This window comes from Hwanghaeella grinnelliae (genome assembly GCF_004005845.1).
In the GTDB taxonomy this organism is placed as follows: Bacteria; Pseudomonadota; Alphaproteobacteria; order UBA8366; family Aestuariispiraceae; genus Hwanghaeella; species Hwanghaeella grinnelliae.
Genome location: NZ_SADE01000002.1, coordinates 619,990 through 634,200 on the forward strand (window position 1 = coordinate 619,990; position 14,211 = coordinate 634,200).

Here is a 14,211-nt window from a genome sequence, read left to right on the forward strand (position 1 = left end):
CCTCGTAAAACGTTCTATTGTCAAATTGAGTCAACGGCGAGTCAAAAACCGCTGCCGTTGAATCCAGGGCGAGTCAACAGCGAGTCACACCACAGAACCCGCCGTCTAAATACTTCCCATTGTTTCACGTGAAACACTGTCCTTTTGCGAATACTTGAATAGCCCGAGTCAAGGGATTGGGAAGACGTCTGAAACCCGCGATATTCCTTGATTTCCATAGGACCCAACTCTACATTCCGCCCCATGATTTCACCAAACAACACTTGGGATGTCATCGTCGTTGGCGGTGGGCATGCGGGCTGCGAGGCTGCGGCCGCTGCCGCTCGTGTGGGTGCCAAGACAGCGCTGGTCACACACAAAATTGAGACGATTGGCGAAATGTCCTGCAACCCGGCCATTGGCGGATTGGGGAAGGGGCATTTGGTCCGTGAGATCGATGCACTCGATGGCATTATGGCGCGAGTCATTGACCAGGCAGGCATCCAGTTTCGAGTGCTGAACAAGAGCAAGGGACCAGCGGTCCAAGGTCCGCGGTCGCAAGCCGATCGTTCTTTGTACAAAGCGGCGATGAAATCCGTCCTTGCGGAATATCCAAACCTGGACATCGTCCAGGGCGCGGTCGAAGACCTGATGCTCGACGAAAAGGGACGCCAAGTTGCCGGTGTGATCTTGGCGGACGGATCGGTCCTGAAGGCGCCCAAGATCGTTTTGACAACCGGCACATTCCTGCGTGGGGTTATCCATATCGGACAAGAGACTCGACCGGCAGGCCGAGTAGGGGACGACGCATCCTATGGCCTTTCCGAGACGTTGGGCCGGTTTGGATTTCGCCTCGGCCGCTTGAAGACCGGAACGCCGGCGCGTTTGGACGGACGCACGATTGATTGGGACGGCTTGGACAAACAATATGCCGATCCGGTGCCTGAACCATTTTCTTCCATGACTGAGAAAATTTCGGTCCCGCAGATAGCTTGCGGCATCACCTATACAAATGCCGAAAGCCACCAAGTCATCCGCGATCATATCCATGAATCTGCCCTGTATTCAGGAAAGATTGAAGGCATTGGGCCGCGATACTGTCCGTCGATCGAGGACAAAGTTGTGCGCTTTGCCGATCGGGACCGCCATCAGATTTTCTTGGAACCGGAAGGGTTGGAAGATCACACGGTCTATCCAAATGGTATTTCAACATCCTTGCCGGTTCATGCCCAGGCCGCTCTGCTAAAAACCATCAAAGGGTTGGAGCGTGCCGAAATGGTTCGGCCGGGTTATGCCATCGAGTATGATTATGTCGACCCGCGTGAGCTACGGCACAGTCTTGAGACTAAAAAAGTAGGCGGTCTCTATTTTGCCGGACAGATCAACGGAACGACAGGCTATGAGGAAGCCGCGGCCCAGGGGCTTATTGCAGGGGTCAATGCGGCCCTGGCCGCCGGCGGTTCCGACGAACTGTTTCTGCCGGACCGGGCCGACGCCTATATCGGCGTTCTGATTGATGACTTGGTGACTCGTGGGGCGGATGAACCTTACAGGATGTTCACGTCCAGGGCAGAGTTTCGCCTACGGCTTAGGGCTGATAATGCCGATGAACGCCTTACCGATCTTGGATTGTCTGTTGGGGCCGTTGGGGTGCATCGGTCGTCCCATTGGTCAGAGAAAAAGCGAGCATTGCAAAGCGCGCGGGATATTCTTCGGGAACAGGCACTCTCTCCGACAGAGCTAGTGCGGCAAGGCATTAAAGTGAACCAGGATGGTGTGCGTCGTAGCGCCTTCGATATCTTGGCTCAACGGTTGGCGGATTGGCCAGTGCTAGAAGAAGTTTGGCCTGGAGTGCGTCAAATACCGTCGGCGATCCGGACGCGCTTGTCGGTCGATGCATCGTATCAAGGCTATCTTGCACGGCAGGAGGCGGAGATTTCCGCTTATCGCCGTGACGAGAATTTGGTCCTTCCCGTTGACCTGGATTATGGGGCCATCGGCGGATTGTCGAATGAAGTACGGCAAAAACTTGTGGCCAGCGCCCCGGAAACAATTGGCTCCGCAGCGCGTATACAAGGCGTCACGCCGGCGGCCGTCGTCGCATTGCTCCGCCACGTGAAGAAGCGAAAATCGGCCGCCTAAAGGCGTTAACGCTCTTTCTGAGACCGCGCCGTCGCGGTATTCATTGACAATTGAAATACAGAGGGCCGGGTTATCCGGTAACTTTCGTGTCGGATTACACCTTAGATGATTGTGCGGTGGATTTGGCTGTTTCACGTGAAACAGTTGAGCGCTTTAAGGCGCTTGGCGATCACCTGATCAAATGGAACGAGCGGATTAACCTCGTCTCCAAAACAACGCTGAGCGATATGTGGCGCCGCCATTTTCTCGATTCCGGGCAATTAGCTGCGCAGATACCGGCCTCGGCCCGCAGTTTGGCGGATCTGGGAAGCGGGGCGGGGTTTCCTGGCCTTGTCCTGGCTGCAATGACGGACTTGGAAATTCATCTTATCGAGTCAGATACACGAAAATCTGTTTTCCTACGTGAAGGCGCACGGGCGATTGGTCGAAAGGTCACGGTGCACCAGCAAAGAATTGAGTCATTACAAGGGTTAGCGGTCGATGTTGTCACCGCACGTGCACTTGCACCGGTGGAATCCCTGCTGGAATACGCTGAACCGCTGTTAAAAAAAGATGGAATCGCGCTCTTTTTAAAAGGAAATACGCTTGAAACCGAATTGACGGATTCAAAGAAGTCATGGCATATAGAATCCACGCAAAGCCGCAGCATATCCGATCCTTCAGGCTGCATCTTAAAAGTGGAGGCTTTTCGCCGTGTCAGAGATAGAAAATGACGTTGTTCTTAATGTGCCGTCTCAAGAAGGGCTCGCCCAACTTGCCGGGCACTCCGATGGTGGACGCGTAATCGCCATCGCAAATCAAAAGGGCGGCGTTGGTAAAACGACCACCGCTATCAATTTGGCCACGGCGTTGGCTGCTTGCGACAAGAAGGTGCTGATCATCGACATCGATGCGCAGGGTAACGCCAGCACCGGGTTGGGCATCGACCGCAAGGCGCGCACCGTTTCCACCTATGACGTCATCATCGACCGTAAGCCGATTGAGGAAGCCACGATCTCTTCGGTCGTGCCGCGGCTCGACGTGGTGCCATCCTCCATCGACTTGGCTGGGGCCGAGATTGAGTTGATCGATCTGGACCGCCGGGAATTCCGCTTGAAAGACGCAATCCGCCGGATGAGCCGCCATTACGATTACGTTCTGATCGATTGCCCGCCCTCCTTGCAGCTGCTGACCTTGAACGCGCTCTGTGCGGCGGATTCGATCCTGGTGCCGCTGCAGTGTGAGTTCTATGCCCTTGAAGGTCTTAGCCTTTTGATGCGCACCATTGAACGGGTCCGGAAGGCGTTCAACCCGGCTCTGACGATCCAAGGTGTCGTCCTGACAATGTATGACAAGCGTAACAATCTCTCCGACATGGTCGCGTCCGATGTACGCGAGCATTTCGGGGACAAGGTCTACGAGACGGTTATTCCGCGGAATGTCCGCGTTTCCGAAGCACCGTCATACGGCATTCCCGTGCTCGTCTACGACATGCACTGCCGTGGCTCGAAGGCCTATATCAATCTGGCCAGCGAAGTGCTGCGCCGCGAACAGACACCGATGGCAGAGGTTGGAACAGCATGATGGCCGCAGCGGAAGAGACACGGCGCAAGGGTTTGGGACGCGGACTTTCCGCCTTGCTGGGGGACGACGAGGCGCCCGTCGTGGAAACGGCGGTGGCGGAGGAGTCAGCCACCCGCCCGACGAAGACCGTTCCGATTGAATTCATCACCGCCAATCCTAAGCAGCCGCGTAAGCGGTTTGACGACGCGGCGATCGACGGCTTGGTCGAGTCGGTTCGGGAAAAGGGTATTCTTCAGCCCATTCTGGTTCGGCCGCATCCGACGGAAGCGAATGTTTATGAGATTGTCGCCGGGGAACGACGCTGGCGCGCCGCCCAGCGGGCTAAGCTGCATGAGGTTCCTGTCCTTGTCAGGGACCTATCGGATAGAGACACGCTTGAAATTGCCCTCGTCGAGAACATTCATCGGGAAGATCTGACCCCATTGGAAGAAGCAGAGGGTTATCAGCGCCTGATTGACGAGTTTTCTCACACGCAGGATGCCCTTGCGAACGCCATCGGGAAAAGCCGCAGTCACATCGCTAACATGCTCCGTTTGCTGTCTTTGCCGGAAGAAGTGAAGAGCATGGTCGATGACGGTCTGCTGACCGCCGGCCACGCCCGCGCCCTTCTTGGCACGCCGAATGCGGAAGACCTGGCCCATATCGTCGTCAAGAAAGAGCTGTCGGTCCGCCAAACCGAAAAACTTGCGCAAAACGCAAAGCAGGGGTCGGTTGGCAACGCGGTCGAAAAAATTGCCAAAGCCGTGGACCAACGAGATGCGGACACGATCGCGCTGGAGAAAAGCCTGACAGATCATCTCGGTCTGAAGGTGGAATTGAAGGGGGCAGGGGAGACGGGCTCTGTCGTCATCCACTATAAAAGCCTCGATCAACTCGATGGGCTGCTTGAACGGCTTAATACTGAATAGGCGAAAACCCCAAAGCTATCCTGGCTTGTTTCTTAATCGAAATAACGGGACGGAGCCCGGCGACGGTCAGCGCGCCTGGGCTCGTCTGCGGGCCAGGATCGCGACCTGATAAAAATGCCGTTCGCAGAGCAGACGGTCGGGACTGCCGGTCGATTTCAGTTCCGATTCCAGGCCGGCGAGTGCGGTCAACTGATCCTTGATGGATTTTTCCGGCCAAAGGCGATGTTGGCGCTTCATCGGTTCGACATTCTTGAAGAAAATCGGCGGGCGCATGCTTTTCATCGCCGCATCCACCGCCAAACCGCCCTTGGTCGCGGCATGGAGTTCGAGCAATTTGAAAAAATGGCCGATCAACCCACGAACCATGGCGACTGGGCTGAGATCTTCCATCGCAGCGCGTTCCAACCATTTCTCCAGTTGCGCGACATCCCCACCGCAGGCTGAAAAAATCAAGGAATCCATCGCGGCGCCACCGGCTTCCGCAGCCGCTTCAAGAACCATTTCCAGGGTCAACCGCTCGCCCGGTCCAGCGAACAGACACAGTTTCTCGATTTCACGACGGGAAATGCCGCGGTTCGCGTCCAAAGTGGAGGCGAGCCAGTCGAGCGCGTCATTATCAACCTGGACACCGGCTTCCCGGAACATTTGGGAAAACACGGCTTCCCGGTCCCGGTCACTATCGTCGTAACAGGCGAGGGAAGCGCCGGCATCATTCCCTTCGAGCAATTTGACGAGGCTGCTGCGCGACCGGACAAGCTCCTTCGCTTCCAATATGACCATGGCGGCGCCAGGCAGCGTATCGAGAAAATCTGCTATTACGGGTGTTATTCGATCCGTTGCATCGGTAATACGGACCAACCTGGACCCTTGATCAAGGGATTGGGCCGCGGCCGCGTCGGCCAACATGGCCTTGTCGCCCATGATCTGATCACAAGAAAATTCATCTGTCCGAAATGGGTCGCCCGGTGGAATGCCAAGAGAGGTCGTCAACGTCTTGGCCCGTTCAGAAACAAGGGTTTGATCGGACCCATAGATCAAAACGCAACGAATCCCGTCGCCCGGGTTTTTAAGAAAGCCTTCTACATTTCTAGGCTGGACGCGCATGCGCGATTAACCCGCCTCCAGCTTGGTCAGGAAGCCCACCAATCTGACTTTTGCCTCATCCGCTATTTCCCGCAGGCTGCGTTCGGTCGCGTCTTGGCGCGCAACCAGCGTACCATAATCGGACAAAACGGTGCTGTAACTGCCAGCCGAACGGCTTACAAAACTGTAGCTATTATCTTGATAATAAAGGATAAAACGAGCGGACACGACAACCCGCGATCGCGTTGTCGTCGAATCGAACGCCACACCGAGATTTTGTTCGGAGATAGTGAGCTCCGTCTTCAAGGTATAGCGATTGCTCCCGTCAGGTTGAAACCTGTCGATCAGGAAGTTCCGCAGCATCTGTCCTTCGCGATCCTCAATGAGCGCAATGGACACACCTTTCAGCGGGTTTTCCCCAATGAAGGAGGAATCGGACGAGCTTGCATATAGCGGACGAAAGCCGCAGCCGCCCAGAAGCGAAACCGCGGTTATCGCTGATAGTCCGGTAAGGGCCTGTCGCCTGTTCATCCTACACCACGATGTTCACAATACGGTTTGGAACGACAATGATCTTTCGCGGTTCCTTTCCCTCCATCGCGCGCTGAACATTCTCATGCGACAGCGCGGCCGAACGGGCATTCTCTTCGGAGGCGTCGCGCTCAACTTCTACCTTCGCGCGCATCTTCCCATTCACCTGAACAGCCAAGGTTACCATGTCGTCAACGACAAGGCCCGGATCAGCCACCGGCCAAGTGCTGCGTGCTACCAGGGTGTCATTACTCAGCGCCCGCCACAACTCTTCCGCCAAATGGGGTGTCATCGGACCAAGCAGTTGAACAAGGTGTTCGACCGCTTCCCGATATGCCCAACGGTCGCTGTCGTCACTGGGCGAGAATTCACCGATCGCGTTGGAAAGCTCGCGAATACGGGCCACCGCACGATTGAAATGGAAGCGTTCCAAATCACCTGTCGCGCCGTCCAATGCTTTGTGGGCCGCACGACGCAACGCATCGGCGGGTCCCGAAAAGGACGCCGGCAAGGGCGTATTGCGATCGGGCAAACCTGCACCGATCGCATCCTGAACCTGGCGCCAAACTTTGTTTAGGAACCGCCAAGCGCCTTCCACCCCGGATTCCGTCCATTCCAAATCACGATCGGGCGGACTGTCAGACAACATAAAGAGGCGCGCGGTATCCGCGCCATAGGTCTGAACGATATTCTCCGGATCGACCACGTTTTTTCGGGATTTGCTCATTTTCTCTGAGCGGCCGATTTTTACCGGTTTGTCTGTTCCCAAAAGAAAGGCGCTGTCGGCACCGCGCCGGTCAATATCCACGGGGGACAGCCATTTCCCGTCTTCGCTGCGATAGGTTTCATGGCAAACCATGCCCTGGGTGAACAAGCCATCGAAGGGCTCGTCCAAATTCATATAACCGCACTGTGACAGGGCACGCACGAAGAACCGCGAATAGAGCAAATGCAAAACCGCATGTTCGATCCCGCCGACATATTGATCGACCGGAAGCCAATAATCGACCGCATCGCGACTGAAGGCTTCGTCCGGGTTATTTGCATCGCAAAACCGTGCGAAATACCAGGAAGACTCGAAGAACGTGTCGAAAGTATCGGTTTCCCGAACAGCATCCTTACCGCAATTGGGGCATGTTGTATGCTTCCAGGTCGGATGCCGGTCCAACGGGTTCCCAGGCTGATCGAAGTCCACATCATCCGGCAAGGCGACCGGCAAATCGGCGTCCGGAACAGGTACGGCACCACAGTCGGCGCAGTGAATGACGGGAACCGGGCAACCCCAATACCGCTGACGGGACACGCCCCAGTCGCGCAGACGATAAGTAACAGTCCCTTCGCCGGTACCCAATTCACCCAGCCGCGCAATGACCTTTGACTTGGCCTCGTCCACGCCGAGCCCGTCCAGGAAACCGGAATTGAAAATTGTCCCATCCCCGACATAGGCTTCATTGACGATGTCGAAAGCCTGCGGATCCTCGCCCTTGGGCAAGACGACCGGCGTCACGGGCAGACCGTACTTCCGGGCAAATTCCAAATCGCGCTGATCATGGGCGGGACAGCCGAAGACCGCCCCGGTGCCATATTCCATAAGCACGAAATTGGCCGCATAGACCGGCAATTCCCACGAAGGATCCAACGGGTGGGCGACCTTCAATCCGGTATCGAAACCTTTTTTCTCGGCCTTTTCGATAACCTCTTCACTGGTCCCCAACCGATTACATTCAGAGACAAACTCGGCCAAATCCGGATTGTTTTCAGCCTGTTCGGCAATCAGCGGATGGTTGGCAGCCAAAGCGCAAAAGGACGCGCCGTAAAGCGTATCGGGCCGTGTGGTGAAAACCCGCAGGCTATCGTCCCGACCTACCAGGCTGAAATCAACATGCGCGCCTTCGGACCGGTTGATCCAGTTGGTTTGCATGGTGCGGACCTTGTCCGGCCAACGCTCCAGACTTTCGATCGCCTCAAGAAGTTCGTCCGCGAAAGCGGTGATTTTCAAAAACCACTGCGACAGTTTGCGTTTTTCGACCAGGGCCCCGGACCGCCAACCGCGCCCGTCGATCACCTGTTCATTCGCCAACACTGTGTTTTCGACGGGATCCCAGTTCACCCAGGACTCCTTGCGATAGGCCAAGCCGGCGCGCATGAAGTCCGTGAACATTTTTTGTTCGTGCTTGTAATAGTCCGGTTCGCAGGTCGAGATTTCCCGGCTCCAATCCAAGGACAGGCCGAGGGTCATCAACTGCGCCTTCATCGCCGCGATGTTTTCGCGGGTCCATTTGGCGGGATGAACCTTGTTCTCGATGGCTGCATTTTCGGCCGGCAGGCCGAAAGAATCCCAGCCCATCGGGTGCAGGACATTGAACCCCCGCGCACGCCGGTAGCGCGCCACGACATCGCCCAATGTATAGTTCCGAACATGGCCCATATGAATCCGGCCGGACGGATAGGGAAACATCTCCAGCACATAATATTTCGGCAAGGACCGGTCGGCACTCGGCTCAAAAGACTTGTCGGTTTCCCATACCTTTCGCCACTTTTCCTCGACCTCCAGGAAATTGTAACGGCCGGTTCCCTCGCTCATCAGAAGATTCCCATATTCAAAGTTCGACCGGGAAAAACCGCCCAGGCCGATGTTCCAAATCCGGTTGTTGATTTATTCCGGCTGAGAGATTGCCGCAACGCGCAATTCACGGGCTTTCGCCAGAATGGCGTTCTCAAGCGACCGAACCGTTTCATTGGAAACGGGAACGTCCGACCAAACAGGGCTGCCCTGGATATGCTCCTGCTTGAACACGCTAACGCGCAAGCCATCCGCGCGCAGCTGGCGGCCCAGAATAAAGACGTTCAACTTGAACCGGGTGTTCGGGGTTTCCGGCGGCGTATACCAATCCGTGATGATCACGCCGCCAAAGGGGTCGGCCTGGCTAAGTGGAAAGAACGAGATCGTGTCGAGGGAGGCGCGCCACAGGAAGCCATTAACCCCCAGGCCTGCGCCGCCACTGTCGCTGCCCTTGTCCCCACCGAAGGTGAGTCCATCTTCCCCGAAAATGCTGCCTTCCGCCTTGCGGTCGCGCTCCTGTTGATCGGGAATCTCGTTGGAGGGCCCGGTCGCAAGTCCGCAACCGGCCAGAAATGCCAAAGCTAGGAATAAAAGAACAAGGCGACGCACCGTCATCTTCCTTCATTTTCTGCGTGGAGGGTTCTCACACGGTGAGCACGAACGCGGCGAAATGCCAAGCGTATGCATCCTTTCCCTAGCAAGAATGCGGGGCGAGAGAAAGGCGAAAGACGCGCAGGGTTGCAGCGCCAAAAAAACAGGGGCCGCCCAAAAGGACGGCCCCTGCCTAACGTCGAAAGTCGACGGTATTAGAACGTCACGCGGGTACCGACGATAACAACCGTCGAATCCGGGTCGTTGGCAACCGCAGTGCTTTCACCGCTGAGGTGATAGCCGTTGATGCGGGCCGACAGACCTTCCGCGACCTGGTAGTTCAGACCAGCGTGGAAGACGTCCAGTTCAACGTCAGCGCCGTTGTTGAGCGTCTGATCAAACGTCTGCCAAGCAGCGGAAACCGCAGCCGGGCCGAAGCTGTACGCTGCACCGACGGACCAACCGTCACCGGCATCGCAAGTGGCGCTCGTGGCGTTACAGCTGGAGTCACCGTTGTCCAGGTAATCAGCCGCGAAGGAGAAACCAGCGACAGAGACGCTGGCACCAATGCGCCATGCTTCGATGTCTTCGATAGCAACACCGCTGGCGGTACCCGTACCGGAACCGTTCGCATCACCGAAACCATAGGAACCACCGATGCCGAAGCCGACGCCGCTGAATTCACCGTTATAGGCAGCAGCCAATTCGGTCACGTTGTGAGCGGAACCCTTGGCGAAGTTCGCCTGGAATTCATCACCCGTGTCCGGGGCGAAGCTGACACCAGCCTGGAAGCCACCGAAGGACGGCGTCAAGTAACCGATCTTGTTCGAGTCACCAGCATAGTGAGCCGGATCGTGGTAGTAACCGGAAGCCGTGCTGACACCGATGACGTCCATCGTGGTTTCAGCGCGGGCTGCACCGTTACCGTCCGTACCCCAGGTACCGACCTGGATGCCGTTGACGTCCGGGACGATCAGGCCGTCGACGCCGTCTTCGGCACCGAGGAACATGCGACCCCAGGAACCACGGAAGTCAAGATAGGCTTCATCGAAGTTGTGGTCGGCACGTGCCCAACGCCACTGGATGTTGGCACCATATTCCAGGCCGTTGTCCGCGGTACCGCGGGCGTCCCAGACGAGTTCCGACTGCTGTTCGTTGGCGGTGATGACGTGACCGTCATGACCTTCAGCAGCGCGGTTTTCGTTGTCGGTGAAAATGTATTCGTAAGCCAGAGCGCCGGAGAAGCTGACGACCGGAGCTTCACCCGCATTGGCCGCACCAGCAGCCAGAACGGACGCACCGATCAGCGCCGACGTGGCGAGAAGCGTCTTTTTCATTTGATCCTCCAAAAATTGAAGCCCCAGGCAGCCTCTGGATCAAGGCAGTTGGGGATTTCCCTCGTTTACGACCCTGGCCCTAATCTGCAAAGGCTTGCGTTATAGGACGCGCCCAGGTGTCTGGAGTGGATAAAACATCGACCGCCTGTTCGCCGCAATTGTAAAACGCCATGATTAGAGTGAATTGGAAGTTGATGTGACAAGAATGCAACAAGATCGCCACGCCCAGGATGGATCAGGCCTTTTTCGCATGATCCACAAGGCCCATGCGCCGTACCTGGACCAGCAATTCGTTTAAGGAATGGGGCGTTTCGCCGGGGAATGCTTCTGCCATTTCCCCCAAGGTGAAGGTTCGGCGCGACAGCATCCAGGCAACCGGCTTCTCAAATCCAGGCGGGATCGGGGTCACATTGTTGCCGCGGTACAGGCCGAAGCCGTTTTGGAAACGGGCGACCTGCGCGTCGTGGACAAGGCGTTCGTATAACGGGTCTTTGCCGACTGCCGGGATCTGGATGCCACCTCTTTTATAGTGAAAATCGCGCTGGAACTGAGTGAACCGGTCCAGGAAGTCCTGGCTCGTTGCGATCTTCGCGAATTCGGCGCTTAGCATCTCGATATGCTTTTTCAGCGCATCTTGGCCGTCTTCCAGCCGTGGGAAGTTCAACCGGTATTTCTCCGACCCAACGACCATGTCCGACATTGCGGCAAGGAAGTCCAAGCCGATCACGCCGGTGGCACTGAAAGCGATATGGATCGTCCCCTCACTGGAGGCGAGGGCGTCGTGATACTGGCCGCGCGGGAGGTATAAAAGATCCCCCGGCCTCATGGTAATTTCGGCGGCGACCGGCCCCCGGTTCTTTTCCTGAAACTCCGCGCTTACCGAAAAGGCGTCGTGGCGGATCGGACTGGGAACGCGGTTCTCATAAATCCGCCAGTTCTTTTCCCCCACCAGGTGGACCGCGAAGACGTCATGGGTGTCGAAATGGCTTGCGAAGGCTTGGCGCTGTTTCCAGGAATAATACAGGTTGCCCTGGGTTTTCACATTCAAGCCTTGTTCAAGGGCATTTGCGATGCCGGCGGCGCCGGCGGTCAGCGCATCGACGTCGTTGGCGACCAGGGACGCCCCTTGGCGCAGAAAGTCCATGACCTTGTCGGGGTCGGGTTTGAGGACGTCTTGTCCGTCGCGGTTCGGCGCTGAAACGCTATAGGCACGCGGGTCGACCCGCGCCCGATCGAGCACGACTTCCAGGGAATGAGCGGACCAGATAGAGGTCATGTTCAGGAGGCGCGCGAAGGAGTCGAAATCCATCACATCCGGGAATTTACCCGGCTCACCCTGTATATGGATGAACTTCTTGCCGTAGTAATCCCTGAAGAATTCAGACACCGACAGTGGCGCCAGGATACTCTCCAAGGAAAAATGAGTGTCGGGTTTATCTGTATTCACCGTTACCGCTGCCTTGTCTTTACTTCGTCGTTTAGCCGTTACTCTATAATAAGTATTCGCGGAAATTGACGACCATTTCGGTTTAGTCGATCCCGGCTTCGTCTCCCAAAGCCTCGATCAGGGCCGGCAGGTGCGCCTCATACCGTCGCCACCGGTCGACAGCCGTCGCATACAGGGGTTGGCGCACCTGAAGGCGGCTCGCCGTGCCGACAGCACGCTGTGTTTCGTAGAACTTCTCTAGGCCGTCTTCCCAGGACAAACCCAATTTGTCGATGATCGGTCGAATTTGCGTCTGCATATCACTCGTCAATGCCTCGTAATCGACGGTCAGCAAACCCGCGTCCCAGTCCTGCCAAAGCCGCATCATCCGCCGATAAGCCCGATAGTTGTGGCCAATTTGACCAAGGTCATGGGCGAAAGTGTAACCGTTGGCAAATTTCTGCATGAAGATGGACAAGCAGGTGTCGACCGGGTTGCGTCGAATGTGAATGATTGTCGCGGCCGGGAAAATGATCCGGATCAAACCAAGGTATTGATAATTCGCCGGCATCTTGTCGACGACGAAGGGTGCGTCCGGATATTTCGCATCTATGACGCGAAGATACTCATCCGCCATTTCCGCCAAGGCGGCCGGGTCCTTCAATGCCGGTGCGTCGGTCCAATGGGCACGTCCTTGCCCAAGCCGCGCGGCAAATTCGGTTATCGTCGTCAGTTCTCCCGCACCCTCGATTGCCGAATGGGTCGCCAGGATCTGCTCCAGCAGCGAGGTGCCGGAACGCATCATCCCGACGACGAAGATCGGTTTGCGCGTCGCAATTCCCGCTGGCCGGGCCGCCTCGCGATGGGAGTCGAACCAGGCGATCGTTCGGTCGACGGCGGCTTCAACGCGTTTTTCCGAATACGCCATGTTCAGGTTTTCAAGTTCCTGTTTCCAGGCGGCATGGGCGCGGGACCAGCATGTGAAGGCGTCGTCGAAACGCTTCAACCGATCATAGGCGCGGCCCAGCCGGTGCAGCAGTTGCGGACTTTCGATCGTGGACAAACCCCGACGCTCGGCAGCGGCCACGGCGTCTTCCATCAAGGATTTGCCGCGCGCCTTTTGGGTTTCTGCATCCCGGCCTGTTCTGGAGGATGCGATCTCCGCTAGCTCCAGAAGCGCTATAAGATTGTCCGGGTCGAGGTCTCGTGCCGCGCCCAGGCAGGTTTCCGCTTCCGCGCTCTGGCCCAATTCAGCGAGAACCGTGGATTTGTCGATCAGGATTTGCGGGTCGCGCGGGTCGAGCGCCGCTGCTTTGTCGAGCAACTCCGCAGCTTCCTCCAACCGGCCGTCGGCCCGGCACACTTGCGCCAATTCCGAATGGAAAGCGGCGTTGCCTTGTGTGTGAACCAACCCTTCGCGCAGCACCTGCTCGGCCTGGTCCTTCCGTTCAAGGCGAAACAAGGCCTGGGCCAGGGACAATCGTGCGACTTCGTATCCGGGCGCTATGGCGATTGCCCTGCGGTAGTGGTCCAGCGCCTTGTCCATCTCGCCGCAGCGCTCGCAGGCAAGACCCATGTTGTTGTGTGTCGAGGGGTCGTTCGGCATCGCCTTCAGAACCTGCTCGAACAACCGGGCGGCTTCGCGGTACCGGCGCTGCTCCAGCCGGACGATGCCCAGGCCCGATATCGCGGCTGGATTATTTCGGTCGGCCTTGTGACTTTTCTCGAACCATTGCGCCGCTTTCTTGGCGTCACCCTGTTGATGGGCGACAATGCCCAGTAAATACAGGGCATTGGCCTCGCGCGGTTGAATTTTCAGGATGGCGTTGGCGGCGCGTTTGGCGTCATCCAACCGGCCTGCCTGGTTCAGGGCGAAAGCGTTCTGCAGCATGGATGCCAATCCGCCAGGACCTGTTCCGGGGCGGGATGACGTCTGCATGATGTTCGCTCCTTCGGTACGCGACCGCTTTTACGGCGCGGCGCGCTCGGATAATGTCTTCTGTGCCCCGGTCGGACAGGCTTCCAGTGTTAGGGTGGATTGCCCGGCCTTTTCAAGCATTCCCGGCCGACCGCGCCGGTTTTCTGTTT

General features: G+C 57.1%; 11 protein-coding genes. 4 read left to right on the top strand and 7 right to left on the bottom strand.

Going from position 1 to position 14,211, the window contains the following annotated elements:
- Nucleotides 1-243 precede the first annotated feature (243 nt).
- The 4 genes from mnmG to EOI86_RS13580 all read left to right on the top strand — a co-directional run bounded on the left by mnmG (nt 244) and on the right by EOI86_RS13580 (nt 4,592).
- Nucleotides 244-2,121 (top strand): tRNA uridine-5-carboxymethylaminomethyl(34) synthesis enzyme MnmG, encoded by a 1,878-nt coding sequence (gene mnmG / locus EOI86_RS13565; RefSeq protein WP_127765720.1) that lies wholly within the window; start codon nt 244-246, stop codon nt 2,119-2,121.
- Nucleotides 2,122-2,207: 86 nt separating this feature from the next.
- Nucleotides 2,208-2,834 carry a 16S rRNA (guanine(527)-N(7))-methyltransferase RsmG gene (rsmG, locus tag EOI86_RS13570; RefSeq protein WP_161973828.1) on the top strand — a complete coding sequence of 209 codons (627 nt, stop codon included), beginning with the start codon at nt 2,208-2,210 and terminating at the stop codon, nt 2,832-2,834.
- 13 nt (nt 2,835-2,847) lie between these two features.
- Nucleotides 2,848-3,684 carry a ParA family protein gene (locus EOI86_RS13575; protein WP_161973876.1) on the top strand — a complete coding sequence of 279 codons (837 nt, stop codon included), beginning with the start codon at nt 2,848-2,850 and terminating at the stop codon, nt 3,682-3,684.
- The gene (locus tag EOI86_RS13580) at nt 3,681-4,592 is read left to right on the top strand and encodes a ParB/RepB/Spo0J family partition protein (RefSeq protein WP_127765721.1); all 912 of its coding nucleotides are present in this window, start codon (nt 3,681-3,683) and stop codon (nt 4,590-4,592) included. The genes EOI86_RS13575 and EOI86_RS13580 overlap by 4 nt, the downstream gene beginning before the upstream one ends.
- A gap of 66 nt (nt 4,593-4,658) precedes the next feature.
- Here the strand turns inward: EOI86_RS13580 and holA are convergent, their stop codons facing one another.
- The 7 genes from holA to EOI86_RS13615 form a co-directional block, all read right to left on the bottom strand.
- Entirely contained in the window at nt 4,659-5,696 is a 1,038-nt protein-coding gene (gene holA, locus EOI86_RS13585; protein WP_127765722.1) for a DNA polymerase III subunit delta, read from the bottom strand.
- A 6-nt stretch (nt 5,697-5,702) separates the two neighbouring features.
- On the bottom strand, nt 5,703-6,206 hold the full coding sequence (gene lptE / locus EOI86_RS13590) for an LPS assembly lipoprotein LptE (protein WP_127765723.1): 504 nt from the start codon (nt 6,204-6,206) through the stop codon (nt 5,703-5,705).
- Nucleotide 6,207: 1 nt separating this feature from the next.
- Complete coding sequence (gene leuS / locus EOI86_RS13595) at nt 6,208-8,790, bottom strand: leucine--tRNA ligase (RefSeq protein WP_127765724.1); 2,583 nt, start codon at nt 8,788-8,790, stop codon at nt 6,208-6,210.
- A 72-nt stretch (nt 8,791-8,862) separates the two neighbouring features.
- Nucleotides 8,863-9,384: a DUF3576 domain-containing protein gene (locus EOI86_RS13600; protein ID WP_127765725.1), complete on the bottom strand. Its 522-nt coding sequence runs from the start codon at nt 9,382-9,384 to the stop codon at nt 8,863-8,865.
- Nucleotides 9,385-9,575: 191 nt separating this feature from the next.
- Entirely contained in the window at nt 9,576-10,697 is a 1,122-nt protein-coding gene (locus EOI86_RS13605; RefSeq protein WP_127765726.1) for a porin, read from the bottom strand.
- Nucleotides 10,698-10,932: 235 nt separating this feature from the next.
- A complete protein-coding gene (locus EOI86_RS13610) occupies nt 10,933-12,144 on the bottom strand; it encodes a JmjC domain-containing protein (protein WP_161973829.1) in 1,212 nt (403 codons plus the stop codon).
- A gap of 82 nt (nt 12,145-12,226) precedes the next feature.
- A complete protein-coding gene (locus EOI86_RS13615) occupies nt 12,227-14,062 on the bottom strand; it encodes a tetratricopeptide repeat-containing sulfotransferase family protein (protein WP_127765728.1) in 1,836 nt (611 codons plus the stop codon).
- Between the last annotated feature and the right edge of the window lie 149 nt (nt 14,063-14,211).